General features: G+C 47.6%; 22 protein-coding genes and 1 pseudogene. 10 read left to right on the forward strand and 13 right to left on the reverse strand.

Annotated features, from left to right (window positions below; genetic code table 11):
* Nucleotides 1–12: 12 nt before the first annotated feature.
* Genes LOZ80_RS20135 through LOZ80_RS20145 form a run of 3 tightly spaced genes read right to left on the reverse strand, consistent with a single transcriptional unit; the run spans nt 13 to nt 5,696 of the window.
* A complete protein-coding gene (locus LOZ80_RS20135; protein WP_238166392.1) occupies nt 13–3,243 on the reverse strand; it encodes an AAA family ATPase in 3,231 nt (1,076 codons plus the stop codon).
* Entirely contained in the window at nt 3,240–4,517 is a 1,278-nt protein-coding gene (locus LOZ80_RS20140; protein WP_238166393.1) for a metallophosphoesterase family protein, read from the reverse strand. The genes LOZ80_RS20135 and LOZ80_RS20140 overlap by 4 nt, the downstream gene beginning before the upstream one ends.
* Nucleotides 4,518–4,541: 24 nt before the next feature.
* The gene (locus LOZ80_RS20145) at nt 4,542–5,696 is read right to left on the reverse strand and encodes a glycosyltransferase family 4 protein (RefSeq protein WP_238166394.1); all 1,155 of its coding nucleotides are present in this window, start codon (nt 5,694–5,696) and stop codon (nt 4,542–4,544) included.
* Nucleotides 5,697–5,867: 171 nt separating this feature from the next.
* Here LOZ80_RS20145 and LOZ80_RS20150 point away from each other — a divergent pair, with 171 nt between their 5' ends.
* The 3 genes from LOZ80_RS20150 (at nt 5,868) to LOZ80_RS20160 (ending at nt 9,204) form a co-directional block, all read left to right on the forward strand.
* Complete coding sequence (locus LOZ80_RS20150; protein ID WP_238166395.1) at nt 5,868–7,004, forward strand: GGDEF domain-containing protein; 1,137 nt, start codon at nt 5,868–5,870, stop codon at nt 7,002–7,004.
* A gap of 91 nt (nt 7,005–7,095) precedes the next feature.
* Nucleotides 7,096–7,680, forward strand: coding sequence for a TetR/AcrR family transcriptional regulator (locus LOZ80_RS20155; RefSeq protein ID WP_238166396.1), 585 nt, complete (start codon nt 7,096–7,098; stop codon nt 7,678–7,680).
* Nucleotides 7,681–7,797: 117 nt separating this feature from the next.
* Nucleotides 7,798–9,204: an MFS transporter gene (locus tag LOZ80_RS20160; protein ID WP_238166397.1), complete on the forward strand. Its 1,407-nt coding sequence runs from the start codon at nt 7,798–7,800 to the stop codon at nt 9,202–9,204.
* Between the two features lie 278 nt (nt 9,205–9,482).
* On the opposite strand, the gene LOZ80_RS20165 is transcribed toward LOZ80_RS20160, so the two are convergent.
* The 5 genes from LOZ80_RS20165 to LOZ80_RS20185 all read right to left on the reverse strand — a co-directional run bounded on the left by LOZ80_RS20165 (nt 9,483) and on the right by LOZ80_RS20185 (nt 11,933).
* Nucleotides 9,483–9,836 (reverse strand): DUF1304 domain-containing protein, encoded by a 354-nt coding sequence (locus LOZ80_RS20165; RefSeq protein WP_443146968.1) that lies wholly within the window; start codon nt 9,834–9,836, stop codon nt 9,483–9,485.
* Nucleotides 9,837–9,895: 59 nt separating this feature from the next.
* Nucleotides 9,896–10,192, reverse strand: coding sequence for a DUF6509 family protein (locus tag LOZ80_RS20170; protein ID WP_238166399.1), 297 nt, complete (start codon nt 10,190–10,192; stop codon nt 9,896–9,898).
* A 74-nt stretch (nt 10,193–10,266) separates the two neighbouring features.
* On the reverse strand, nt 10,267–10,518 hold the full coding sequence (locus LOZ80_RS20175) for a transporter suffix domain-containing protein (RefSeq protein WP_238166400.1): 252 nt from the start codon (nt 10,516–10,518) through the stop codon (nt 10,267–10,269).
* A 155-nt stretch (nt 10,519–10,673) separates the two neighbouring features.
* Nucleotides 10,674–10,886 (reverse strand): helix-turn-helix domain-containing protein, encoded by a 213-nt coding sequence (locus tag LOZ80_RS20180; RefSeq protein ID WP_189008869.1) that lies wholly within the window; start codon nt 10,884–10,886, stop codon nt 10,674–10,676.
* Nucleotides 10,887–11,084: 198 nt separating this feature from the next.
* The gene (locus LOZ80_RS20185; protein ID WP_238166401.1) at nt 11,085–11,933 is read right to left on the reverse strand and encodes a helix-turn-helix transcriptional regulator; all 849 of its coding nucleotides are present in this window, start codon (nt 11,931–11,933) and stop codon (nt 11,085–11,087) included.
* A 118-nt stretch (nt 11,934–12,051) separates the two neighbouring features.
* On the opposite strand from LOZ80_RS20185, the gene fabF reads away from it, so the two are divergent.
* Both fabF and LOZ80_RS20195 read left to right on the forward strand, forming a co-directional pair.
* Nucleotides 12,052–13,287: a beta-ketoacyl-ACP synthase II gene (gene fabF, locus LOZ80_RS20190; protein ID WP_238166402.1), complete on the forward strand. Its 1,236-nt coding sequence runs from the start codon at nt 12,052–12,054 to the stop codon at nt 13,285–13,287.
* A gap of 103 nt (nt 13,288–13,390) precedes the next feature.
* Nucleotides 13,391–13,780 carry a helix-turn-helix domain-containing protein gene (locus LOZ80_RS20195; RefSeq protein WP_238166403.1) on the forward strand — a complete coding sequence of 130 codons (390 nt, stop codon included), beginning with the start codon at nt 13,391–13,393 and terminating at the stop codon, nt 13,778–13,780.
* A 402-nt stretch (nt 13,781–14,182) separates the two neighbouring features.
* Here LOZ80_RS20195 and LOZ80_RS39540 read toward each other — a convergent pair.
* Nucleotides 14,183–14,640: pseudogene (locus tag LOZ80_RS39540) on the reverse strand (Dabb family protein).
* Nucleotides 14,641–14,672: 32 nt separating this feature from the next.
* Between LOZ80_RS39540 and LOZ80_RS20210 the strand changes: the two are divergent.
* Nucleotides 14,673–15,008 carry a PadR family transcriptional regulator gene (locus LOZ80_RS20210; RefSeq protein WP_238166406.1) on the forward strand — a complete coding sequence of 112 codons (336 nt, stop codon included), beginning with the start codon at nt 14,673–14,675 and terminating at the stop codon, nt 15,006–15,008.
* Nucleotides 15,005–16,330, forward strand: a complete 1,326-nt coding sequence (locus tag LOZ80_RS20215) for an FtsW/RodA/SpoVE family cell cycle protein (RefSeq protein WP_238166407.1) — start codon at nt 15,005–15,007, stop codon at nt 16,328–16,330. Before LOZ80_RS20210 ends, LOZ80_RS20215 begins: the two co-directional genes overlap by 4 nt.
* 792 nt (nt 16,331–17,122) lie before the next feature.
* Here the strand turns inward: LOZ80_RS20215 and LOZ80_RS20220 are convergent.
* Both LOZ80_RS20220 and uvrA read right to left on the reverse strand, forming a co-directional pair.
* Nucleotides 17,123–18,646 (reverse strand): MDR family MFS transporter, encoded by a 1,524-nt coding sequence (locus LOZ80_RS20220; RefSeq protein ID WP_238166408.1) that lies wholly within the window; start codon nt 18,644–18,646, stop codon nt 17,123–17,125.
* A gap of 61 nt (nt 18,647–18,707) precedes the next feature.
* Nucleotides 18,708–21,212: an excinuclease ABC subunit UvrA gene (gene uvrA / locus LOZ80_RS20225; RefSeq protein WP_238166409.1), complete on the reverse strand. Its 2,505-nt coding sequence runs from the start codon at nt 21,210–21,212 to the stop codon at nt 18,708–18,710.
* A 221-nt stretch (nt 21,213–21,433) separates the two neighbouring features.
* Here uvrA and LOZ80_RS20230 point away from each other — a divergent pair, with 221 nt between their 5' ends.
* Both LOZ80_RS20230 and LOZ80_RS20235 read left to right on the forward strand, forming a co-directional pair.
* On the forward strand, nt 21,434–21,850 hold the full coding sequence (locus tag LOZ80_RS20230; RefSeq protein ID WP_238173052.1) for a MarR family transcriptional regulator: 417 nt from the start codon (nt 21,434–21,436) through the stop codon (nt 21,848–21,850).
* Nucleotides 21,851–21,966: 116 nt separating this feature from the next.
* Nucleotides 21,967–22,461 (forward strand): MarR family winged helix-turn-helix transcriptional regulator, encoded by a 495-nt coding sequence (locus LOZ80_RS20235; RefSeq protein WP_238166410.1) that lies wholly within the window; start codon nt 21,967–21,969, stop codon nt 22,459–22,461.
* Nucleotides 22,462–22,548: 87 nt separating this feature from the next.
* On the opposite strand, the gene LOZ80_RS20240 is transcribed toward LOZ80_RS20235, so the two are convergent.
* A complete protein-coding gene (locus tag LOZ80_RS20240) occupies nt 22,549–23,460 on the reverse strand; it encodes an ATP-dependent DNA ligase (protein WP_337951037.1) in 912 nt (303 codons plus the stop codon).
* 47 nt (nt 23,461–23,507) lie between these two features.
* The gene (locus LOZ80_RS20245) at nt 23,508–24,599 is read right to left on the reverse strand and encodes a threonine aldolase family protein (RefSeq protein WP_238166411.1); all 1,092 of its coding nucleotides are present in this window, start codon (nt 24,597–24,599) and stop codon (nt 23,508–23,510) included.
* A gap of 82 nt (nt 24,600–24,681) precedes the next feature.
* On the opposite strand from LOZ80_RS20245, the gene LOZ80_RS20250 reads away from it, so the two are divergent.
* Nucleotides 24,682–24,975: a Rieske (2Fe-2S) protein gene (locus tag LOZ80_RS20250; RefSeq protein ID WP_238166412.1), complete on the forward strand. Its 294-nt coding sequence runs from the start codon at nt 24,682–24,684 to the stop codon at nt 24,973–24,975.
* The last annotated feature ends 56 nt before the right edge of the window (nt 24,976–25,031 follow it).

Raw genomic sequence — 25,031 nt, forward strand, 5'->3', positions numbered from 1 at the left:
ATGACCACTACCTCATGTCATTGAAAGATTAATATAAGCATGATCAGGAATAACACGCGCCGCTGCTTCTTGAACATGTCCATGACAGGTGAACAGCAGTACCTGATGCCTGCGGCTGATTTCTGCCAAAACCCGCAAGCAGCTCACCATCCGTTCCTCATCGAAATTGACGAGAATATCGTCCATAACCAGCGGTAAAACCGCTTTCCCCGCATACTCCTCCACTAGGGCAAATCGCATCGCCAAGTAGAGTTGTTCCGCAGTTCCACGGCTCAGTTGATTCGTTTCCACAGCCTGTCCGTTCGCACGGAAGGCAACAAGGCGCTGCTCGCCAAAAGGTGCTTTGACTTGTGAAAAGGCACCGTTCGTCATTTGCGCAAAATAATCCGATGCACGCAAAAGCACGCCTGGTTGACGCTCCTTCTCATACACCTCACGCGCTTTCTTCAATAACAGAGAAGCAAACGAAGCAACGGCATACTGATCCACCTGCTCGTGCAGTGTTGCCCTGTAATCTTCAAGTTTCAGCAGTTTGTCAGCATGCTCTGTGCCTTGTTCCAGCTTTTCGATCTGCCCGTCCAGCTTGCCGATGACTTCACGCCATTCATTCGACTCCCGCAAAGATTCAGATAGTTGTGTATGCCATACAGCCAATTGCTGAGCCATCTCTTCTTCACCGCTCTGATCTAAGAGCTCCGTGTAGGCATCAAATTGCGAAGTACTAAGCAGGGATACGAGTGAAGCCTCCAGCAGTTTTTGCTCTTCTGCCAACTTGCGCCGCTCTTCCTGCTGTCTCTGATGGATGCGAAGTTCTTCTCTGTCTCTGGCATTCGCCTCTTGCAAAAGCAACCTAAGCCGCTCCTGAATACGCTCTTCAGTGGCACCCAACAGCAACTGATCTTGCTCATTATCAACGCATAGCTGTTCACAATGCTGTTTCTTGGCAAGCTGCTTGAGCTGCTCCTGCTCTTTGTCTTTCCAGCTTTTGAGCGCATAAACCGACTCTTCCCGGGCTGTTCGCGCAAGCTCAAGCCGCTGCGCAACTTGATCTTCGTACTGCTGTATGTTCACGACCAAAGCATCTGCTTTGGCAGTAAGCTTATGAAGCTGACGTAAACTTTCTTGCCCAAGCTCAATCAATTGCAAGGATTCCAAGGCCGCATCAGGAGACAAGCTGGCAGCTAATCCAAGCGATTGAAGAAGCTGACGCCAGCTCAATTGCAGCTGTTGATTCTCCTCTTCCACTCGCTCAAGCTGCCCTTGACGCTGGTCAGCCTGCTGCTCTAAGGCATGCCTGTTTTCCTTCGCCTCCTGCAGCTTATCCAGCTTGCGGCGGTGTTCATTGAGATGTTGTTTGCTTTGTTCCGCTTCCCTGATCCAGGCATCCAATTGCGGCTTGAACCCAGAAAGATCGGCATTAAAAGAATGATCCGTTATTTTCAACCCATGGACTGTTGCCGCTGCCTCGTGATACCCGGCCTGCTGTTGCTCAAAGGCTTGAATCTGCTCTCGCAAGCGTCTTTCGATGTCGTGAAGCCCTCGCTCATGATCCGCCCGCTGTTCCCTTCGATCTGACACAGATGGCATCACTCTCGCTGATCGCTGTTCGATTGACTGACGATCCGTCAGAAAAATGAAACAGGCTGCACCGGCTAACAAGACAAAGAGAAGCAGCGCAAATAATGGATTACCTTGCCAAATGGCTACGAATGGGACAATAATCGCCAATATTCCGCTCAATATCAAAATTCGCTGTCGCAGCTTTCGCGCTGCGGATTTCCCGGCTCTGGCTGCTTCTTCAAGGCTCAGCTGAAATTGCTGCTGCACCGCCTCACGTTCTTGCTGATGTTCAGCGTCACGCACTAACCATTGCCACTGTGTATAATCGCCAGAAATGCGCTGCAAAGCCGTGAGAGGATCAACAGTCCCCGTCATTGCAGGCATCTTGCGTAAATCGGACTCGATCCCTCTAATCAGTTCCTGCAGCCGTGCAAGTTGGTGTTCCAAACTATCAAGCTCCGTTTGTACACGCAGTTCATCAGCCCGGCATTGAAGAAACTGTTCTTTGTAGGCGCGAATTTGCTCACGCAGAGAGATAGAGACTGAAAAAGTCGACAAATCAAACGCGTTCTCTTCCCCTTGAGCATCTATTTGTTTCAGCAGTCTGTCTAATTGCGATTGTTGATGATCCTGTTCCACGCGCAATTGATCTCGGCTGCGTTTCTGATCTTCATACGCGGCAGCCTGCTCCAGCAAGTGATTCAGCTCCACTTGATGCTCCAGCAGCTTCGGCTGGATCTCCAGCGCATGAAGCTGACTCTCTAGTTCGGACTTCCGCAGCTGGAGCCGCGTTCGGTCTGCATGAACGCGCTCCAGCTCTGCCTCGAGCGCTTCGAGCCGCGCCGAAGCATGCTCGGGGAAGCTGGCCAGCGCGGGCAGCTCTGCCAGTTCCTGGCCGATCTGACGCAAGCGGACCCATCCGCTTCGCGCTTTGCCGGCCAGGCTCAGCTTCTGCTGCTCCGCGCGCAGCGCTTCCTGCTGCTGCTCCAGCGCAGCGATGCGCGCCTCCGCGGAGCGGCGCTCTGCCTGCAGCCGATCATAGTCGGCTGCTTGGTCCTTGCTGCGGCGCAGCGACTGCTCCAACCCCTCCAGCTCTTTCAGGAGACGGTTCATCTCCTGATTGCGACCGCGGGGTCTGTACAGGCCGTCGGCCTGCGCCGTCAGCTTGCGCTCGGCCTCCATGATGGCCGAGCCGCTCACGCCAAGCCCAGCGCTATACAGATAGCCGCTGAGCTCGTCGGTCTGCAGGGTGCGCAGCTCCTGCAGCTCGGTTAAACCGAAAGCGAACAAGCTGCGAAAGAGGTCGGCCGACAGGCCGCCCAGCAGCGTGTTCAGCAGTTCTTCCCCTCCGGTGGTGCCATCACCGAGGGTAACCTTGACGTGCCCCGCAGAGGCACGTTTGCCGCCTGCGGCGGGCGCGTCGTATCGCTCGACGCGAATAAGCTGCCCGTGGCTGTCCATCAGCGTCAAGGAACCTCCATGAGCGCCGCCGCCCAGCGGCTCATAACGCTCCGAGCGGTTCTGGCGCGTGGGGAAGCCGAACAGCACCGCTCGGACGAAACCCATCAGCGTACTCTTGCCCGCTTCGTTAGCCCCATAGAACACCACGACCGAGTTGTTCGTGTCCAACTGCCGCTGACGAAGGCTGCCGAAACCATCCACCTGGATAGCGACTATTCTCATCCGCTTTCCCCCCCATCCGCGGACAGCAAGTCCGCGGCTAGTTCTTCTGCAGCGCGAAGCAGCTCGCGCAGTCGTTCAGGCTCCATGACAGCCCCATTCCCAGCAGCCTGGGGAAGACTCTGCAGCGCTGCCAATGCCTCGCTCGCAAAGCCATTCAGCGCAGCCTCATCCGCTTGCAGCGCAGCGGAATATCGCAGGAGATCGCCCAGAAAACTGGACTCCTGCAAGAGAGCCCCGAGGTCCAGCTCACTTGCCGTTCGATCCTCGATCGTTTCCACCCAAACGAAGCGGCTACTCTCCTCTTCCGACAATCGCAGCTCAGCTGTCAACTCTTGCAGCGCACGTCCTTTGCGCAGAAGGCTATGAACAGCGCTGCGTCCTTCCAAAACAAATCGCACGACAGCATCTCTGCCGTCCGCTTCAGATCGAACTCGCTCTAGCCGCTCACCCAGCAAGTCTTTCAATTCCTGTTCCGATTGTAACCCTGAAACGGATAACCGTTCATGAAACCAACGCACACGATCCAAAGCATGGAACGTCAACTCAGCACGTCCATCTTCCGACATCTCGACGATATAGCAGCCGCGTGCTCCGATTTCCCGAATACTTCGGCCTTGCAGGTTGCCTGGGTACACAATGGCTGGGTGTTCATGCAGCACATTTCTCGTGTGAACATGACCTAACGCCCAGTAATGCATGCCAGCATCTAACAAGTCCTGTTTGCGGCAAGGCGCATAATTATCATGACCTGGATCGCCATCCACGTTCGTGTGCAGCAGTGCAATCTGACATACCGCTTCTTGTCCTTGGCGAAATTGCAGCGCCAAATTATCCGTGACAGCCGCGTTGCGATAAGAAATCCCATGGATTTGCGCGATCTTTCCGCGATTGCCCTTCTCCACCGTGATCGTTTCCACCCGGTCGCATGCAAAAAAATGGACGCCTGCCGGCCAAACCAGCTTCGCGGCGCGTCCATCCTCCGGGTCATGATTACCATGAATAACATAGGTCGATATACCGTGCTCTGCTAATTGCTCCAATGCCTTCTGAAAGCGAATTTGTGCGCGCAGAGAACGATCTGATATATCATAAACATCTCCGCTAATGAGCACAAAATCTACCTGCTCGCGGATAGCTAATCCTACGAGTTCCTTGAGCGCTTCAAACGTAGATTCGCGAATTCGCTCACGAACTCGTTCAGGCAGCGCCGACATGCCTTTGAACGGACTGTCCAGATGCAGATCGGCGGCATGCATAAACCGCAGTCGTTTCATAATCTAACGCCTTTCTATTCCCGTTTATTCGTTGTCAGTTTCATTTGCCGTCTCTCTGACGGGGTAGCTTTCATAGACGCTTTTCAGTTGGCGCAGCACCCGGTTCAACGAATAGGTTTTCTTCGCCTTCTCCCAAGCCGTTCGTGCCAAGTTATATCGGAAAGTAGGATCGATCACGACTTTCTCCAAAGCATGGCTTAATGCCATAGCATCACCAACAGGAACAAGCAATCCATTGTGTCCATGCTCGATTTGCTCCGCGATCCCGCCTACATCCGTACCAATCAGCGCTAACCAACATAGAGCTGCCTCCGCGAATACAGATCCGAATGCCTCAGCACGGGACGGCAGCACAAACACATCGAAAAACGGCATAAATTCCTCAGGATGCAGCATATAGCCGTAAAAAATCGTATCTTCATATATGTTATGCTCGATGGCCAGCTTCTCCAACTCTTCGCGGCTCGGTCCATCTCCGATAATATGCAGCACGAAAGGATGACCGCGCTTTTTCAGTTCACCACAGGCAATCAATAGCGTATCCAGCCCTTTGGCAGGCACTAGCCGGCATACCGTAATGAACTGCGTAACTGGATTTTCATGGGAAATCGGCCGGAATCGTTTCTCATCGAAACCATTTGGAATAACACCGATCCGCTCACTATCCTGAACATAATCGGACATATACTGCTTAAACGAATTGGAAACCGTTATAATTTGATCTGCTTTAGCTTCCAGCTCTCCATAAATTTGCGTCAGGAATTGATGCTCAATCCCGTTTGGCTCAATGCGGTTATTAAGAATCAGCTCTCTCTCAAAGCTTGAGTGAATGGTCAGGATGACTGGCGTATCCGGATAGATCTGTTTCATCGCCAGTGCCGCAATCGGATGATGAGCATGGATAATATCGAATTTCTTGGAAATTCTTAATTTTGTCCACCATACATAATCTTTGTAGGTCTGAATGTATTTATCAACAATCGGGTTCCCGGCATATTTACGCCAATCGAAAGTGCTGAAGTTCACTTCCTCCGTACCCTTGTTGCGAATTCGTTTAGGTAACGAAAATAATTCCATTTCCCAGCCTTTTTTATTAAATCGGTCCAAAATATACGGGACCATGGATGACACCCCACCCGGCTGTTCCGGGGGGAAAAACAATGCTTGCAAGATGTTCATTGCATGAGCCCCTCTCCCAAATCCTTGAGCTTACCTTCCTATTGTAACTGGTGCAGGTGGAATAGAAAAGAGAACACCTCACTCCTTCACAAACGATTCTATCCCTCTCTCACATTTTCCTTTATAATAGAGTCACTACTTGTCGAAAAATAGGACATCTTGGGGGAAAGTATGAGCGTTGTTGATCTGCTCTATGGCGAATTAGCTTCTTTATTATCCAATGTAATTGTGTTTGTCATCGTTGTACTTATGTTCGTGATTTCGCTTCGCTTGTTTCTGGATCGCCGCAAAAAAGGCTATATGTCGATGACCATCTCGCTTGTCATTGTAGGACTACAATATTTGCTCAAAATTTACGTATCTTTCAGCGCCATCGATACCAGTTTGACGTCTTACACCTTGTTAATGCTGAAAATTATCTCGTTCGTTCTGCTGAATTTTGGGATCTACCAATTATATAATCGAACCACGCGGAAGCAGTATATCTTCTTCTATGGTTTGATCATCATGGGGTTTGTTGTATCTGTGCTTCACTTCAGCGTGCCTCAGATGTATAGCGGTACGCCTCAGCAAGTCAGACTTTTGCAGGACATCGGCCTTGAGTTATACGTTTTTGTCTTGGTCTTTCTTTGCTTTTACATGATTCCCCCTTATGTGGGTCAACAAAGTAAATATCAGTTGGCATTAACCGTTTATTTCTGCATCCAATCCGTGCATCTTGTTAATGTCTATATGTATGGAAATACGCAGCCCATCCTCACGATTGCCGGGAATGCTCTGCCAGTTGTGTTCTATTTACTACTGTTTATGCTGCTATTTGATCGTGTTGTTGAGCTTATGCAGGCGATTTACAATTCATCCATTACGGACGGGCTCACACGCTTGTATAATCGCAAATTTTTCTATAACCGAGTCACTCAGCACGTCCAGCGTCATTTGCCCATCTACATACTATTCAGCGACATTGACAATTTCAAGAAATTAAACGATACCCAGGGACATCAAATGGGCGATGATGTGCTCAAGCAAGTTGCCCAGATTATGAAGGAAGAAGCAGAGGATTGCGGAATTGCGGGTCGTTATGGCGGGGAAGAAATGGTCGTCATGGTGACAGATCCCGGTATCAAAATGGATGCTTTCGCAGAGCGGGTACGCAGTCGCATTGAGAAAGAAACGATTGTTACTGCAAGCATCGGATACAGTAAGTACAAAAATGGCGTCAGTGCCGAAGAGCTCATTAAACAAGCAGATGAAGCCATGTACAAGGCCAAAACGAGCGGTAAAAACAAAGTCGTTAAATATGCGTAAAATGAATAGCCTCTTTTCATTCGTAATCACATTTTCTTGACTGTTCAGTCTGGAAAGTGTAAGATACTTATCGAAAGGAGGTATTTGCTACATGGGCAGAAGTAAAGAGTTTGACAAAACACTAGTGCTGCACAAGGCCATGGAAGTGTTCGGACATTATGGATATGAAGGAACTTCTTTACCGAATTTACTCGCGGGATTAGGAATAGCACGCCAAAGCCTCTATGACACTTATGGTACCAAAAGAGATCTCTTTCTCACAGCCGTTAAACACTATGCGAACGAGAAGTCTGCCAAAGTCATCGCTTATCTGGAACGACCAGGATCAGTGAAAAAAAATATTTCAGATATTTTTCTCGAAGCTGTAGCCGTTTTGCAGGATGAGCTGCGCCGCAAGGAGTGCTTCATCATGCAGAGCGCAATCGATCAAGTGCCGCATGATGCGCAGCTTGCACAATTTTTCAATGCAGACATCGCACGTATAGAAGAAGCGTTCTACGAAGCACTACTAAAAGCTAAGCAACAAAATGAGCTTAGTGCTCATATAAATTTGGAAATGCTGGCCAGATACTTAACCCATGCGAGATATTCACTAACCCAAGCAGCCAAGTTATCTACCGATCCAAAAGTTTTGGACGATATTGCCGCGGTCATTCTCACAACACTTGAGTCATAATGGAGCATACTAACGTGCTTCATTATATTTTTGAAATTACCAGACCATTTAGTCTAGAATCAGCCATCATTTTTTTGCAATTTTCGGACTGATCAGTCTAATATAAGGAGTGTTTTTATGTATTTAACGAAATTTAAAGGCTTAGCATTGCTGCTGCTTGCTATTTCCCAATTTGTATTAGCATTGGATTACACGATAATCTTCGTCGCTTTGCCCTCTATTGCAACCGAATTAGGCTTCTCACCAAACCATCTACAATGGGTCATTAGCGCCTATTCGTTAGTTTTTGGTGGCTTTCTGCTCATTGGAGGACGACTATCGGACTTAATTGGAAGAAGACGAATGTTTATTGTAGCCATGAGTCTCTTCGGGCTAGGTTCACTTCTCGGTGGTTTTGCAGACGACCAACTCCTGCTCATTTTGGCAAGAGGCATTCAGGGACTTGGAGGTGCTTTACTTTCTCCTGCAACACTTTCCCTGATCATGTCTAATTTCGAAGAAGGACAGGAACGAAACCGTGCTCTTGGTGTCTGGTCAGCGATGGGCGGCGTCGGGATGTCCGCTGGGCTGTTGTTTGGGGGAATTTTAACCAATTACATCGGCTGGGAGGCGACTTTCTTCGTCAATGTTCCGATTGCTCTGCTTGTTGTCATGCTCTCGCCTTTCGTGCTCCAGGAAAGTAAATCCCCATCAAAAACGCGTCATTATGATGTCGCTGGCACCATCACTGTCACACTCGGCATGATCTTGATTGTATATTATTTGATACAATCCCCGGTTTTGGGATGGTTAAGCCCATCTACCCTTTTCCCCGGACTCATTGGAATTGCTGCGTTATTGTTATTTATTCGAATTGAAAAACGTACACAAGAGCCTTTGCTCCCTTTTCGGCTATTCCGAAATCACAGCTTAATGGGTGCCGCGATATTGGCTGCCTTATTTTCCGCTTCCTTTGGAACTTTGTATTACTTCCTTACGCTTTACACACAGGACGTTTTGCATTACTCTGCTATTCAGTCAGGGCTCAGCTTCTTACCTTTAACACTTAGTGCGCTGTTAGGTGCGAGACTCATCAACAAAATGGTTTCAGCGGTAGGTATTGCCGGAACCATGGCATGCGGCATGGCGCTTGGTGTCCTCGGGTTTATCCTGCTAACCCAGCTATCAACTTCCGGTTCCGCTTGGAGCATCCTTCCAGGCATTCTTATCCTCGGCATCGGTCAAGCTTTCGTATTCACCACAATGTACATCGCTGCAAGCACCGGTATTAATCCGCAGGAACAGGGGGTTGCTTCAGCCATTGTAACCACTGGACAACAAATTGGCGGTTCTATTGGTTTGGCTGTCATTATGGCGATTATTTCCACTAGTTTAGATACGGAAGCTACTATGGAGTCCATGTCGCTTAATGATCTGAATGGTGCAATTCGCGTGGCTTTCTTCATCGATGCAGGAATAGCTTTGTTGGGGATCCTTGTTGCCTTGGTTGCTTTGAAACAACGAACCACTCTCCTACAAAAATAATAACAAATGTCAGCCACTGATGATTTTTTTATTCGGTTATGGTTTTACCTCTTGATTAGAGCCTCCAAAGACTTCTAATAATCTTGTAGAACTGGCATTTCTCGTGCAAATAAGAGCTCTTGGAGACTCTTTCTTCTTGTAAAAGGGGAGTTTATGCGTGTTTCACTGGAGATAAGAGTCTTTAAAGAGCGCTACCCATAAAAAAAACCCCCGTTTTGTGCAAATAGGAGCTGCTAAAGACTCTTATTTGCACAATACGGGGGTAGACTTCACTATTTCTATAACAGAACAATAATAAGTGCAATGACAGCGGGTAACCCTTGCACCAACCAGATCGATTTCTTAGCCGTTGCACCGCCATAGAGTGCGGCGATGATTACGCAGATCAAGAAAAAGATTTCTATGGAACGACCGATCACCGGATCAGGATGGACGATCCCCCATACCAGACCTGCTGCCAGAAATCCGTTGTAGAGGCCTTGATTCGCAGCAAGCGACTTCGATTGCTCAGCTTGTTCTTTGGTCTGGCCGAAAGCCTTCAATCCACGCGGTGTAGTCCAAAGAAACATTTCCAATACTAAAATATACAGATGTTCAAGTGCAACAAGTCCTACCAAAATGGAAGCCAGCACTAGCAACTCTCCCCTTTCATATGTATCTTACAAAAAAAACTGCTTGGCATAAAGCATTTTTACTCATTTCCTTCATGCACATGCTCTTTGCAAAAAGCTGCTACGCTAACAACCTCATCATCTTCAAGCTCAAAATCGAGATAAAGCTGCGTCGTTTTCTCATACACTTCGTACTTCAACAAGCCTGATTTATCTTCCTCTACATTGTAAATAACTCGAATATAGAGGCCGCTTTCCGAATACATATCGTCATCTTCCTCAACCTCAATATCAAGGAGGAACTCATAGCGCTGTCCGGTCAAAATCTTAAATGGATCCTTCACCAATTCGACAGTATAACTTGTGATTGTAAACATGATGCTCATCCTTTCTGTCCACAGATCCGTATAATTCCAGCTCTGCCTGTGCGCTTTTAATACCTATCGCGCATTTATTCGTTATCTTTCTTCATTTCCTTAGGTTTGCTGCCCCAGTTTTTCGGGTTCAAATACCGTCTGTATTTCCGTGCAACTTCTTTCCCCAGGATAAGACCACCTGTCCAGAACATAACTTCGCTGCAAACAAGTAGTCCAGCAATCCAGCCCGTCATCTTTGTCCCCGAATGTACGAGAAAAGGAATCGTAAAAGCGGATAAGAATGCTAACGCAGAAGCAATCAGCAGTGCTATTCCTAATTTTTTCAAACTTGACAACCTCCCTACGGCAATTCCTTCTTCAAACTTTATATGACTTGTCGGCAATTATCAAGTTTTTTAGTTCTTTTCGGGATCCAATGCTCCATGATGCTGCTCCAACAGAAAGAACCTAGCCGCAAGCTAGGTTCTCTTCCCTAAGTTAATTAGAGCAACTCTATTCGAAAAACTTCTTCTAAATCTTTCTCCAATAAATCACTTAATTTTTTGGCTGTGGCAGGTCCTACTGATTTAATTGATCTTTCCAGTAAGCTGATATAAGCATGGCTTAATCCCGAATGCTTCGCCAACTCTCTCTGGGAATACCCCTTTATAATTCGCGCTTTAATGAATGCATCGGTTTTAGCCATTATTTTCATGTCCCATTACCCCCTTATGGAAGTTAATGAATGTTTACAAAAGTAAACTCCCACTAACGAACACTATTTTCCCGGAACTGATGATGATGATGAAACCCTCCCCGTTCCCATCTTGTTCTCCTAGAAATATTATACCATTATTTTTTACAAATGCAACAAGATTTGTTTACATTTGTAATCATAAGTTCGAGCTCGGAATTAATTGGGTTCTTCCAGTTTGCTCATCAAGAGTCTGATCTTGGAATCCGTATCTGAATCCTGCGCTGGGGTATAGACACTACATCTCAAATCTGTCCGCCCCTGAACCTGAAGCGTCGTCAAATCGAACAGCATTTTGCCTACTTTGGCATGCCGAAATTCAATGAAAACATCCGGTGCCGTGCTGACATCACTTTGATCCCAGAAGGTGCGAAAGTCCTTGTTCTGCTCACTGATATTCTCAATAAATTCACTGTACCAGTTGTCAGCCACATATTGCCCGTAATAGGAGCGGAACATCGCCAGGAACCCCTTGACGAAATCACTCCAATTTACCGCCAAAGCTTTCAACTCCTTTCGTGTAAAAAGCAGCCAAATCATATTTCGCTGATCAGGGGGAATCTTAGAAAAATCAAGAAATATAGCAGCAGCCGCTTGATTCCAACCTACAATATTGCATCTGCGATCTGAGATAATTGTTGGGCAGTCGTGCAGCTCCGATAGAATGCGAGTCAATGCTGGGCTAATCGTCGGGCTTTTATCGATAAATGTAGTCGGCGCTGGCTGCTCAAGCGCCAACATGAACAAGTACTGCCGCTCATCTTCATTAAGCTGCAAAGCCATTGCGATGCGATCCAGGACCTGAACTGACATTTTGATTTCTCTTCCTTGCTCCAGCCATGTGTACCAAGTTGTGCTGACGCCCGCTATCGTGGCGACTTCCTCACGCCGGAGACCTGGCGTACGCCTGCGGCTGCCGCTTAATAAGCCAGCTTCACTTGGTTGAATTCTCGCCCGATGAACCTTCAGAAATTCAGACAATGCTTGAAGACGTTCTTTGGTGTTCATAATTTTGGCCTCCTTGAAACTTGTAACCTAGAAGTTATTATACCAGTATAAACCGTTACTTGTAATAGGATAACAAGTGTGACAATCTAATAGCATTACACGTAAGGAGGAACATGAAATGAAAAGAGTAGTCGTAACAGGCATGGGGGTCATCACGCCAATCGGAAATGACGTAGATACATTCTGGACGCATCTGTCCGAAGGGAAATCAGGAATTACTACAATTGATCATATGGATGTTTCAGCATATAAAACGGACTTTGCTGGGGTTGTGCGAGATTTCGATGCAGAAGCTGCCGTCGGGCGGCGTGAGGTGCGCCGCATGGATCGCTACTGTCAGTTCGCCGTTGCCGCAGCCAAGCAAGCTATCGAGGATGCGCAGCTGGTGATTGATGCGACCAATGAGGAGCGAGTCGGTGTCTATATCGGCTCCGGCATTGGCGGAATCCATACGATTCTTGACAATTATCGTACTTTGCTGAACCGCGGACCTAGCCGTGTCAGCCCGACCGTGGTGCCGATGATGATTGCCAACATGGCAGCCGCCCAGGTTAGCATTCTATTCGGGGCGAAAGGCCCGTCCCTCGCCCCGGTCACAGCCTGCGCCACGGGCAACAATGCCATCGGCGAGGCTATGAAGCTGATCCAGCGCGGAGGCGCGGATGTCGTCATTGCCGGCGGCGCCGAAGCGACGGTCATCGACCTCGCGCTGGCAGGCTTCGGCAATGCGACGGCGCTGTCGACGCGCTGTGAGGCGCCGGAGCAGGCGAGCCGTCCGTTCGACGCGCAGCGCGACGGATTCGTCGCCGCCGAAGGCGCCGGCGTGCTCGTGATCGAGTCGCTCGAGCATGCCGAGCGCCGCGGGGCCCGCATCCATGCCGAGCTCGTCGGCTATGGATCAACCTCGGACGCCTACCACATTGTGGCGACCGATCCAGAGGGCTCGGGGGCCTACCGAGCCATGCGCGACGCTGTTGCCGACGCCGGGATTGCGGCCGAAGAGATCGACACGATCAACGCGCACGCGACAAGCACGATCGCAGGTGATCTTTCGGAGACGCTGGCGATTAAGCGTCTGCTTGGCAAAGCGGCCTACAATGTGCCGATCAGCGCCAATAAATCGATGATCGGGCACATGCTCGGTGCCGCCGGCGGTGTTGAAGCCGTTGCACTTATCAAGACGCTGCAAGACAGTTTGATCCCGCCAACCATCAATCTCGAGAACCCGGATCCCCAATGTGATCTGGATTATGTCCCTCTCATTGCGCGAAAAGTGGAGCTGCGCTACGGCTTGTCCAGTTCGTTCGGATTCGGCGGGCACAATGCCGTACTTATTTTCAAAAAATACAACTAATCCTTTCCAATTAATTTCTCATAAACAATTGTAATTACTAAAGTAAACTGTTACTATTAGATTGTTTACTAATGTTTACTTTTGTTTGTGAGGGTGAGAATTCATGTATTTTTACGATAAATTAAGAGATATGCGGAAATTGAAAGGCTTCACCATTCGCGAATTGGCTGATCGCTCGGGCGTTTCTGCGGCCTATATTTCTCAATTAGAGAATGGCAATCGGGGGATTCCCTCACCGGAAGTGTTGATGAAGCTTTCCGAAGGGCTCAATACCTCATATTCCGAGCTTATGGATATCGCAGGTTATCTTGAATCATCGCCATCCGAAGCAAACTTCCAAAGCAACCCCGTTAATTTACGTCGGTTTCTCCGTGAAAATGAGCTCATGTTCGATGGGTTTCTTCTTACACCTGAAGACAAAGAATGGGTCGAGCGGATGCTGACCGTCCTTTTCTGGAAGGAACGCCAAGCCGAGAAAAATGATGCACAATGAAGCGGACATTGCTTGGGCTCAAGAGATAGCCCCACAATAAGAATCCCTATGGACTCTTATTCCGCTTAGAACACTTGTTCCGGCGTAGTTAGCAGTCTCCAAGGACTCTTATTTGTTCAAATAGCCGGAAATTCCCGGTTGAAGTGACTAATAACAGCCCCTGGAGGCTCTTATTCCGCTCAAAATCTCGATTGCCGCGCAGATAGCAGTCTCCAAAGACTCTTATTCAACCACGCAGAGAGCCTTGACGGATAACGCAAAAAGATTGCCTGCTTCCCAGCCATCTTGGCTAGGTGCTGGCAATCTTTTCGTGTTGTGACGAAGTCTCACAGAGCTTCCTTCGCACTGTAACGCTGTTTGTCAAACTTCGCGCCACTATCCCCGCCGCTCAGAAGCCCTTTCCTACTTAATGGGATAGTCAATCACAATCACATTATCAAGCAGCCCGGCCAGCGATTGGACAAACTGCTGATGTTCAGGATGCGGTCCATACTGCTGGAGCGCTTCTTGATTCTCAAACGTCACTCGAAGCCCAGTGTATAGCCCTGGATATTGTCAACTTCTTCTGTCACGTTCACGCCAGCAGTAATTTCGACGATACCGGGGATCAGGTTTTTAAAAGATAACAAGGTTTCGATGAGTGCCTGCTCTTTCTCTGCATCCAATTTCTGCTTGAATTTAAAAGAAACTAAATGATCATACATATGCTCATGCTCCTCTTTGATTAGTTTTAGAAATCCAGACGGCGATCTCTTCTTACTCATTGTTGGGGTTATTACAGAGTCCCCTTCTATTTTAGCATACTTTATTTGCCAAATTAAAAGCCGATCGCTATACTTATACATAGATATACGATGCATAGATAATCTACACACAAAGAAAGGAGCCTGTGATGAAAATCAGCAAGGAGCTTATGAAGGGCAGCACGGTCATTCTGATTCTTACACTTTTGAACCGCAAAGATATGTATGGTTACGAAATGACCAAAGAGATGGAAGCGAATTCCGATGGCGTTTTCACCTTGAAGGAAGGGACACTTTACCCAATTCTGCACACCCTTGAATCCGACAAATGGGTGGAAGCTTACTGGGAGGAGAAGGATGGCCGCAAACGCAAATATTACCGAATTACCTCCAACGGCAAGGCCGAACTCGGCCTCAAAAAGCAGGAATGGCAGTTGTTTCGCAGAACAGTAGATCGTGTTCTCGGGGAGGGTGGCAGCGTATGAAGCTATATCGGCAACATGAAGATATCCGCGAATTTATGAAACAGGTCATCTCCCATATTCAATCCAAGGAAGTTCATCATGAAGTGCGTATGGAGCTAGAGAGTCATCTCGAAGATATCATCACGGAGAAAATGGAGCGAGGCGTTGAGCTTACGGCTGCCATTCAAGAAGCAATTAGCCAAATGGGTGCTCCCGACATTATCGGCGCGCAATTTCATCAGGTCCACCGACCTCGAACGGATTGGAAGCTGCTTGCTTTAATAGCTGCTTTTATGATGTTTGGGCTTGTCGCCATTTTTGCTGCCCAAGCTTCCAATGGTTTTTCTGCCATTGGCATCAAGCAAGTCGTTTATGTCTGTGTTGGCGGTCTTCTCATGCTCGCGATAAGCTTTGGCAATTACACGAAACTGGCCAAATATTCCTGGACTTTGTACTTCGTTACCTTGTTCATGCTGATATTTGCTATCGTTGTCGGCACAAAAATAAATGGTTCAAGTGGTTACTTATCATTCGGAAGGGTTGGAATCAACTTCATCTCACTCACTCCTTACCTGTTTCTGCTGTCGCTGGCTGGGATATGGACGAGCTCACCTGCCCGTGTGAATACTAACTCTCGGATCAGCCCGCTCGCTTGGTCGGCTTGGTCCAACTTAGGAACTGTTCTGCTGCCAAGCATCCTAATCTTGAAATCACATTCGGTCACTGATTTTGTTTTGTTATTTAGCGGAAGTATGATGATGCTGATCGTCTTAAAGAAAACTAGAAAAATTATCATTACACACCTTAGTTTGTTGCTTGGGGCCATTCTTTTCATCCTTCTAAAAGAAACCTATCTCTCCCGCTGGACCGCTTTCTTAAATCCCTATGAAGATCCGCAAGGCTTAAATTATGTGCTCACCCAATCCAAAAAAACTATCACATCTGGCGGCTGGTGGGGGCAAGGCTTCGGTACTCCGCTGGCAACGCTGCCAGAAATTCATTCCAACATGATGTTTCCTTTTCTCATTTATTGCTTTGGCTGGATAGCTGGCCTGCTCATGCTCATGATGGTCATTCTATTTGTTTTCCATGCCTTGCAGCTCAGCAGCAAAATTCAAGATGCCTACGGGAAAGCAATGCTATCGGGGATTCTTACCTTGTTTGTTATTCAGTTTATTTGGCCTATGCTGATGGCCCTTGGTTGGGCTCCGTTAACGTCTTTCACGCTGCCCTTTGTCAGCTATGGGGGCACGCTCGTCATTTTCCAATTTGCAGCGATTGGCTTAATTCTTAATGTGTATAGGCGGAAAGATATGATTCCCTCTTATGCAAAAATAAAATAAAAAACCTAGCCTGCGGCTAGGTCTTCAAGTCAATGTACCTTCGCAAGTCTCCTTACGAACTCAATACCCTTTATTCGGCCAAAATCGCTCATTCTGAAAATCTAATGAATTCTAGATGCGCTAATGCTAGCAATTGATAACCATTCCGCCAATAAAGTGCCGGATAACGCCAATCCAGTTCATTACATCTCCAAAGTAGCCATTTTCTCGTCGATAAGCATCCTACAGTTCATTAGATGCCACACAAAACCGAAAACCTCCAAAGCAAAAAGGTCTGCGGTTGACGTCAACTAAAAAAGGAGAACCTCTTAAATCCACCAATGACTTATACTTTCTATTATTATATAAGAAAAGAGGCTTTGCCGCCCTAAGAGATGAGCGGCTTCATAACGGTTTTCAACAATATAGCGGATCCTAGTTCCCTTTGTTGTGCTTACAATGACAGGAAGCGTCGTTTGAAAAGGAACTATGATCCGCTAAATGGTGGGAATTGGGGTAAACGTAGCATGAAAGGGAACTGAGATCCGCTATTTAAGCGGAACCTGCTGATCCCAACCGGAAAATGGTGAAATAGCGGATCGTAGTTCCCTCTGCAATGGAATACAGCGGTTTTCAGAATGATAGCGCCCTGTAGTTCCCTCAAACTCGCTATCATGACACATTTTGCTATCATCGGGACTTGACGTCCCCTTATATCCGCGCGATTGCAAAGCTAGTGGATTTCATTCTGCCAAATAGCTTGTTTATACATCAAACAGCAGCAATTTGGACAAATAAGCACTTTCAGCTACCCTAATGCGAAGCCGCATACTCTTCCATTTCAGAAGCAGGATCAAACTTTTCTTTACTCATAGCAAACGCAGCTATAAGCGCAATAACCGATGGGATAATCGCCCAAGCAAAGGTCTGAACGATCGATGAGGAAAGGGCCTCAGTAATTTTGTCCAGCACCTCCGTTGGAATTAACCCCCTCGTTTCCGGCGTCAAAATTTTACGGGGATCACCCAAATCTACCCCTACCGGCATTTGCCCGCCACTGCCAAACATGGAAGCTAGTTTACTGGAGAATACATGACTTTGAATGATGCCGAATACCGTAATTCCCAGCGCCATGCCGAGCGAGCGCATGAAGTTGAGCGTCGAACTTGCTGAGCCGCGCTGCCTTGCCGTGAAACCATGAATCGCCGCATTGCTTAACACGGAGAATGAGGCGCCGATGCCAAGTCCGACCATAATCATGAAGATGGTGACGATGAAACGCGAGGAACCGGTCGTTAGCGTCGTCAGCAGCGCAATCCCGATAACAAGCAGCGCCAGAGTCGGAATCATAATGGAGCGATATTTGAACTTAGTAAGCATAGAACCGCCTCCCGCGGCGGTAACAACGGAACCGAGCATCATCGGAAGCAGAACGAGCCCCGAATTCGTTGCCGAGCCGCCGAGAACACCTTGGATGAAGATCGGAATATAGATAGAGGCCGTAATAAACGCTGCCCCGGCAAACATCCCCATTAGATTACTTGTAGCATAGAGCCGATTTTTGAACATTCCAAAAGTAATGATAGGTTCTTCCGCACGACGTTCGATGAAAATAAAGGCAATGACCAGCACAGCAAAAGCTGCGAATAAACCTAAGATGGTGCTAGAATCCCAAGCATATTGTTTGCCGCCAAGCTCAAGAGCAAACATCAGACACACGATGGAAGCTACTAAGGTAAATGCGCCAAGGTAGTCAATTTTTTGTTTGGAATGCTGAACAGATTCTTTGTAAAAGAAAGCAATCATGACGAATGCAATCACGCCTAGCGGTAAATTGATATAGAAAATCCAAGACCAGTGAATATAATCGGTAATATAAGCCCCAAGGAGAGGTCCAAAAATACTCGATAAACCAAACACCGCACCGAATAAGCCGCCCATCTTGCCGCGTTTATCCGCAGGAACAACATCGAACATAATCGTGAAGGCGATAGGCATAAGCGCACCGCCGCCAATCCCCTGAATCGCGCGATAAATACTCAGTTGAACGATAGACTCTGCAGTCCCGCACAAGGCAGAACCGATCATGAATACGAGAATACCGAAGACAAAGAAACGCTTACGGCCATACATATCAGATAATTTACCGAAAATCGGCATGCCGGCCATCTCTGCCACCAAATAAGCTGATGTCACCCACATTAATTTGTCAAATCCGCCTAGGTCTCCAACGATCGTACCAATTGCTGTGGCTACAATCGTATTATCCATAGATGCCATAAGAATGGATAACAGAAGACCTGCAAGAATAATGCCCATTTTATTTTGTTTTGCCATTTTCTCTCGTTCCCTCCATAATTCTTCAACTTCAATCTTGAACAGACTTCCACTCGGGCAATCAGAACCCTTCCGTCAAAATCCGCTTTAAAAACTTCCCTGTATACGAACCCGCTGCTTCGGCGACTTGCTCCGGCGTGCCTTCGGCTACAAGTTTGCCGCCCGCAGAGCCTCCTTCCGGACCGATATCAATGACCCAATCCGACTCCCGGATCAATTCCAGGCTATGTTCAACAACGACTACAGTATTTCCCGTATCGACAAGTTTATTAAGCAAGGTATGAAGCTGCTTAATATCCGATGGATGAAGGCCTGTCGTTGGTTCGTCGAGCAGATAGAGCGTATGGTTTTTGGACGGTTTGCTTAGTTCTTTGGCTAGTCTGATCCGCTGGCCCTCGCCGCCGGACAAGGTTTTGACCGATTGCCCCCATTTCAGGTAACCAAGTCCGACCTCGCACAACATCTCAATTAATCCGACAATCTTAGGCTCAGTCCTCAGGATTGGCAAGCTTTCCTGCACCGACAAGTTCAATAGATCCGAGATTGACAATCCTTCATATTTAACCTGCAGGACTTCATCCGTAAATCTTCTGCCTTTGCAATCGTAACACTTTACTTCCAGATCGGGAAGGAAATTCATATCTACGGAGAGTACGCCTAGCCCTTGGCAAGTCTCGCAACGCCCTCCTGGCGTATTAAATGAGAAATGCTTTGACGTCAGCTTTCGTTTCTTGGCTTCAGGCAATCCAGCAAATAATTGGCGAAGCTGCGTAAACATATCGGTATAGGTCGCCACATTAGAACGCTGCATTCTCCCCATCGGCGATTGATCAAAGATAACTATATTTCCCACTTGCTCCAAGCCTGCAATTTCCTTACATCCCGATTGTTCGGCGCCTACGGAACTTCCATTGGCCAAAATATCAAAGACCAGCGTGGATTTACCCGAACCGGATACGCCAGTTACCGATACTAGACAGCCAAGCGGAAATGAAACGACGGGAATAGCGAGATTGCGTACGTTAGCCTCCCGGATCGTAATTCGCTGCCCGCTCCCTTTCCTTCGGATGCGCGCTAGAGCTGGCAGTCTTTCTGCTCTTAGATAGGCTCCCGTGACCGATAGCTCGCTCGACATCAAATCCTCTAAGCTTCCTTCGCCTACAACGTTCCCCCCTTGTAAACCAGCTCCTGGACCAATATCAATAATGTGATCTGCCGCACGCATCATCTCCACATCATGTTCGATGACAAGGACGGTATTGCCAAGATCACGCAGCTGTTGGAGTACGCGAATTAAGCCAATGGTATCCCGCGCATGGAGGCCTGTCGTTGGTTCATCCAGAATATACAGCACGCCGGTTAAACCAGAACCAAGGAGCGAAGCCAGCCGTAGACGCTGTGCCTCTCCTCCGGACAGTGTCACTGTCTGCCGATTCATCGACAGATAGCTGAGTCCGACATCCATAATCCGCTTCAGCCGCGAGGGCATGTCATGAAGAATTGGCTCCAAGAGATGAAGTCCTTCAGGGGGCATCGCCTCCTGCAACCCTTTCGTCCATTCGTAGACATCGCCAAGCGACCACTGGGATACCTCTGTGATAGTGGAATCCGCAACCCGAACCAGCCGTACGTCTTTTTTGAGGCGAGCGCCAAGGCATTCGGGGCACAGCTGCTCATGGAAGAAGCCGCCTTCTTTCTCCTTGCCTCCGGCATCCCCTTCCTTCTCCTTGTAGCGTCGCCACAAACTAGGTATGACACCTTCAAATTTCGTTCCTTGAGCGGCCTTCACATGCGGATAATGGCGTTTGAATGCCTCACTCTCGGCACCGTAGTAAAGCAAATCTCGCTGCACTTCGCCGTACTCTTTCAATGGCTGATCCGGGTCGAAGACGAAGCCGTAATGCTTTCCAGCCGCGACGAGAATGCGTGTCTGAATATCGCGGTGCACGCCGTTCAACGAGGCAACCCCTCCCGCGCTCAAACTGAGTTCCGATTGGAAGACAGCCGCTTCATTAATACTAGCCACATGTCCTAATCCGCTGCATGCTTCACAGGCTCCCTCCGGCTTATTGAAGGAAAAGTGTGACATGCCCAGCTTCTCAAGCTCTGCCTCGCAATGCGGGCAGTTCGTTGTCAGGTGATCCATAGCCTCATCTTCTTCGGCCATTGCGCCTAACGGCTCGAATGACGGCGGTATGCTGCCGCTGCAGAATGGACAGATCCGCTCCCCAAGTCTGGAGAAGATGAACCGAACGAACGTATAAATATCAGTCACAGTACCGACGGTAGAGCGTGGGTTGCGGTTGGTGACATGCTGGCCGACGCTGATGGAAGGCGATAATCCTTCAATGGCATCCACCTTCGGCTTGCCGATGGTATCGGAAGTCATCCCCATAGAGTCCAGATACTGCCTCTGGCATTCACGTTGAAGTGTGTCCATAGCCAATGTGGATTTGCCTGATCCCGATGGACCGGTTAGGACAACCAGCTTGTACTTTGGAATGGATAGTGAAATATTTTTCAAGTTGTTTTCTCGGGCTCCAATTATATGAATCGTATCTCTCACAATGATCCTCCTCACGATTCGTAAACAATTTGATTTTCTCATTCCCTTTGCAATTTAATTCTGTTTTCGATACTATGAGATTATATTATCACACATATCAAGTATCTCGTTAAACGAATATCTTGATAATCGAGATAATTTTATTTTAAAAGGAGGTTTGCCTTTTGTCAAGCCATCGACAAGATCAAACGACGGATCCGCAGGAAAACTTCACTTTGCGTATGCGAGGACTAGGAACCCGAACAGTATTATATCAACAACATGTTGCAACTTCTCTTGGTTTATACAATAATGATTTTATTTCCGTAGATATCTTGGGCGAAAAGGGGCCAATTACAGCTGGCGAACTCTCCAAATTGACTGGACTTGCGACAGGCAGCGTTACCGCCTTGATAGATCGACTTGAAAAGACCGGCTATGTTCGAAGACAACATGACCCTCAGGATCGCCGCAAAGTCATTATTGTTCCGGAGTATGAATCGATAGAAGCATTCAGTGCTACGTACTCCCCGCTTCATCAAGCCATGCTTAAACTAGCTTCCTCTTATACGGCTGAAGAGCTTGACCTGATTACGCAATTTTTAAGCAAAGCAAGCACGATCCTGGAGGAACAGACTCAGCTTCTCTCACATCCATGACGGGCTTTGCAAATCTTTCATGATTTAGATAGAATGAACTTGATTAACCTTATAAATCCTAGTATCTCAATGTTCAAATATCTCTATTATTCGTTGTTCATAAAGGAGATTATCTTATGTCGCGTCATGAACAAGATCAACCCACCGATTTGCAAGAAAATTTCACTTTGCGCATGCGCGGGCTGGGAACCCGAACCGTTTTATACCAGCAAAATGTTGCCGCATCACTCGGGTTATATAATAATGACTATATCTCTGTGGATATTTTACGCGAAAAAGGTCCAATCACCGCTGGAGAGCTGTCCAAACTAACCGGACTTGCAACAGGCAGCGTTACCGCTTTAATTGACCGGCTTGAAAAAAATGGGTATGTTCGCAGGGAAAATGACCCTAAAGACCGTCGTAAAGTCATTATTGTCCCCGTCTATGAATATAAAGAAGAGGTCAGCAGCACATACCATCCGCTGCATACCGAAATGATCAAGCTAGCTGCCTCCTATACGCCAGAAGAGCTTGAATTTATTACTCAGTTTCTTGACAAAGCAAGCGATGTCATCGAAGGTCAGATTCATCTTCTCAGCTCCAAGATGCGCAGTAAATCAACTTCCTGAGCACCATCTGAGACAAAAAGAAAAAGAACCTAGCTTGCGGCTTGCGGCTAGGTTCTTTTTCTTTTTGGGTTAGAGGATGAATAGGTATCAACTCTTCCATACACAGTCCTCTGGTCTCTTTTCCGACAGGAAACCCCGGAATACCGTTTCCCTTAACTGGTGAGCATCTGTTCGATCGCGATAATCGATGCGGCAGCATATGCTTGGCCTCAGCCACTGAGTCTTCTCATCCTGATGGGATAACAAGTCTTGGCTTAATGCCAGGAATAGCTGCTTGTCTGCTTCAATAATACCTTCCGATACAAGGCCAACGGGTTTGTTCTTCACCGTCCTGAAATTCAATCCGATAACTAAGGAAAATGGCTTTGTTCGGTATCCTAAAATGAGGACATCCATGCTTTTGATATGCTTTATTTTCAGCCAATCCTTATTCACTGTATTGAGCAAGTACTTGGAATCTTTCCGCTTCGCTAAGATCCCTTCCATATTCCGCTCTTCCATTAACGTGTATAGCGCTTTACCTTCTCCAACCGTGTATATGGTTGTCATGAGTAAAGGCGAAGGTTCAATGATGTCAGTCAGTCGTTTCTTCCGCTCTGCAAGGGGTTCATTCATATGTTCTGACTTCGTTAGCAAGACATCGAAAGCAACGAACGTAACAGGATGACTTTGCCTAGCTAGCTTGATAGCAGCCGCGAGCTGGATGCGCCCCCGATATGTAAAATCATCGAAAACCGGCCTGCCGCTCCGCAGCACAATTCCCTCACAATCCAAAATAGCCGTATGTGCTTTCAGACTCAGCGCAAGCTCCTTTAATTCAGGGAATTTATCTGTCACCTTGTACCCAGCACGTGTGTAAGCTTCCATGCGGCTTCCCTGTTTATGAAGGAGAATGCGCCCACCATCCCACTTAGGCTCGAAGAAATAATTCTCATCATCAAAAGGTTCTTCGCCATTCTGCGCGAGATTTGGTTTAATCGCTGTAAAAAGTATACTAATTCCCCCTTTGCGCTCCTTAGCACCAGTGTGGGGTTATCCGCGTAATTTTAAACGGCTCGCAAGGCTGTCTTCAACCATTCAAAAGCATGCGCAAGCTTCTTTTTCGGTACTTGCCCATACCGATCACCAATCCAAACCTCAAAAGCACAGCTCGTTTCACTCACTTCTTTGAGATAAGCGGTCAAGCCCACCCCCGTTGCCTCATACATGGCGACCAGAAGGGTTTCCAGCTTTTCTTTGGGGAGACGAATATGAACATGAAACATGTTGGTTACGGGTACCACTGGCAGCGTTTCAACTGCCGGGCAGTCGTTGTACAGAGCAGCTAATTCTATCGCTTCCTCATAGTATTGTCTCATTTTAAACTGTCGTTGTTTGAAATAGTAAGCTGCGCTCAGAATATAGGGATAAAGGCTGATTAAATCTCCCCCATGCCGTCTTTTCCAAACCTTCGACTCTTGCGTAAAGGCTTCGCCGCCGGCCAGTATTGCTCCCGCAATCCCGCCTATCCCCTTATAGAAGGACATATACACACTGTCAAAAAGCTCACAAATTTCCGCCGCAGTCTTCTGATAATAAGGCAGCGCCTCCAGGAGTCTTGCACCATCCAGATGCAGCTTGATCCCTTTCTCACGGCAGTAAGCGGAAATAGCGACCAACTCTTCATACGCAGGCAGTTGCCCGCCAATTTCGCGCTGCGGCAGCTCTAACAGCAAACAAGCAATGTCTTCCTTCAACTGCACGACATCTTCGAGTCGAATAAGCTTGTCCTGATCCGTTAGAAGGATGGCTTCGATCTGATGCAGCTCCTTCAATCCGCCTTCTTCATGGATTTCCAGGTGACTCAAAGGATGGTAAGCGACCTTCTTGATCCCTTGGGCATCGCACCAGATCCGCAAAGCAATTTGCTGGGCCATTGTTCCGCTTGGAAAGAAGACGGCTGATTCTTTGCCAAAAAAGCGGGCCATATCGTTCTGGAAATCCTCAATTAGCGGTCCGCTCCCATAATTATCACTATCCAGTTCATCCTCGCAGTGATTCAGAACCTCTTTTAATACTTGGATATTTCTTTTGCCGTGACCGCCTACGGGGTAGATGGTGCGCTGAAATGCTTGCTGTAATAAAGTTAGCGGTGTCATATTTCCTAATCTCCTTTGTGTATAGCCTTACAGCTCCCTTTTGGTATAAAATGAGATATCTCATCCAAAAGGGGACTTCCTTATGAAAGAAATTTTACTTGGCGCCAAAGACCAATTTACTACATTGCCTGCTGAGGTTCATCTCCTGGGCAGAGCGTATTTTCTAACAGAAATAGATAACGGATATCAACTTCTATCCAGTGTTTGCCCACATTCCGGCTATACGGTCGAACTCGAAAATGGCGAGTTGGAATGTCCCATGCACGGGTGGACATTTGAATCGCATACAGGGCGATGTCATAATGTTCCGAGCGCCAAGCTAGCTTCTTTTGATGTGATTAGCAAGGATGATCACTTATTCGCGCTGATGGCTTAGCTTGAACTCCCCATGTATATTCTACCAATGGTCAAGCGATAATAACAGACGTTATT

It is taken from the genome of Paenibacillus sp. HWE-109 (genome assembly GCF_022163125.1).
Classification (GTDB): domain Bacteria; phylum Bacillota; class Bacilli; order Paenibacillales; family NBRC-103111; genus Paenibacillus_E.

Bases quoted from the DNA above. Each gene is read 5' to 3' on its own strand.
- LOZ80_RS20180 (WP_189008869.1), bottom strand. From the start codon at position 10,886: ATGAAAATAATGGCTAAAACCGATGCATTCATTAAAGCGCGAATTATA.
- LOZ80_RS20220 (WP_238166408.1), bottom strand. From the start codon at position 18,646: ATGGCAAAACAAAATAAAATGGGCATTATTCTTGCAGGTCTTCTGTTA.
- LOZ80_RS20185 (WP_238166401.1), bottom strand. From the start codon at position 11,933: ATGAACACCAAAGAACGTCTTCAAGCATTGTCTGAATTTCTGAAGGTT.
- LOZ80_RS20210 (WP_238166406.1), top strand. From the start codon at position 14,673: ATGAAAATCAGCAAGGAGCTTATGAAGGGCAGCACGGTCATTCTGATT.
- LOZ80_RS20150 (WP_238166395.1), top strand. From the start codon at position 5,868: ATGAGCGTTGTTGATCTGCTCTATGGCGAATTAGCTTCTTTATTATCC.
- LOZ80_RS20160 (WP_238166397.1), top strand. From the start codon at position 7,798: ATGTATTTAACGAAATTTAAAGGCTTAGCATTGCTGCTGCTTGCTATT.
- LOZ80_RS20245 (WP_238166411.1), bottom strand. From the start codon at position 24,599: ATGACACCGCTAACTTTATTACAGCAAGCATTTCAGCGCACCATCTAC.
- LOZ80_RS20145 (WP_238166394.1), bottom strand. From the start codon at position 5,696: ATGAACATCTTGCAAGCATTGTTTTTCCCCCCGGAACAGCCGGGTGGG.
- LOZ80_RS20215 (WP_238166407.1), top strand. From the start codon at position 15,005: ATGAAGCTATATCGGCAACATGAAGATATCCGCGAATTTATGAAACAG.
- LOZ80_RS20230 (WP_238173052.1), top strand. From the start codon at position 21,434: ATGCGAGGACTAGGAACCCGAACAGTATTATATCAACAACATGTTGCA.
- LOZ80_RS20140 (WP_238166393.1), bottom strand. From the start codon at position 4,517: ATGAAACGACTGCGGTTTATGCATGCCGCCGATCTGCATCTGGACAGT.
- LOZ80_RS20155 (WP_238166396.1), top strand. From the start codon at position 7,096: ATGGGCAGAAGTAAAGAGTTTGACAAAACACTAGTGCTGCACAAGGCC.
- fabF (WP_238166402.1), top strand. From the start codon at position 12,052: ATGAAAAGAGTAGTCGTAACAGGCATGGGGGTCATCACGCCAATCGGA.
- LOZ80_RS20170 (WP_238166399.1), bottom strand. From the start codon at position 10,192: ATGTTTACAATCACAAGTTATACTGTCGAATTGGTGAAGGATCCATTT.
- LOZ80_RS20235 (WP_238166410.1), top strand. From the start codon at position 21,967: ATGTCGCGTCATGAACAAGATCAACCCACCGATTTGCAAGAAAATTTC.
- LOZ80_RS20135 (WP_238166392.1), bottom strand. From the start codon at position 3,243: ATGAGAATAGTCGCTATCCAGGTGGATGGTTTCGGCAGCCTTCGTCAG.
- LOZ80_RS20195 (WP_238166403.1), top strand. From the start codon at position 13,391: ATGTATTTTTACGATAAATTAAGAGATATGCGGAAATTGAAAGGCTTC.
- LOZ80_RS20250 (WP_238166412.1), top strand. From the start codon at position 24,682: ATGAAAGAAATTTTACTTGGCGCCAAAGACCAATTTACTACATTGCCT.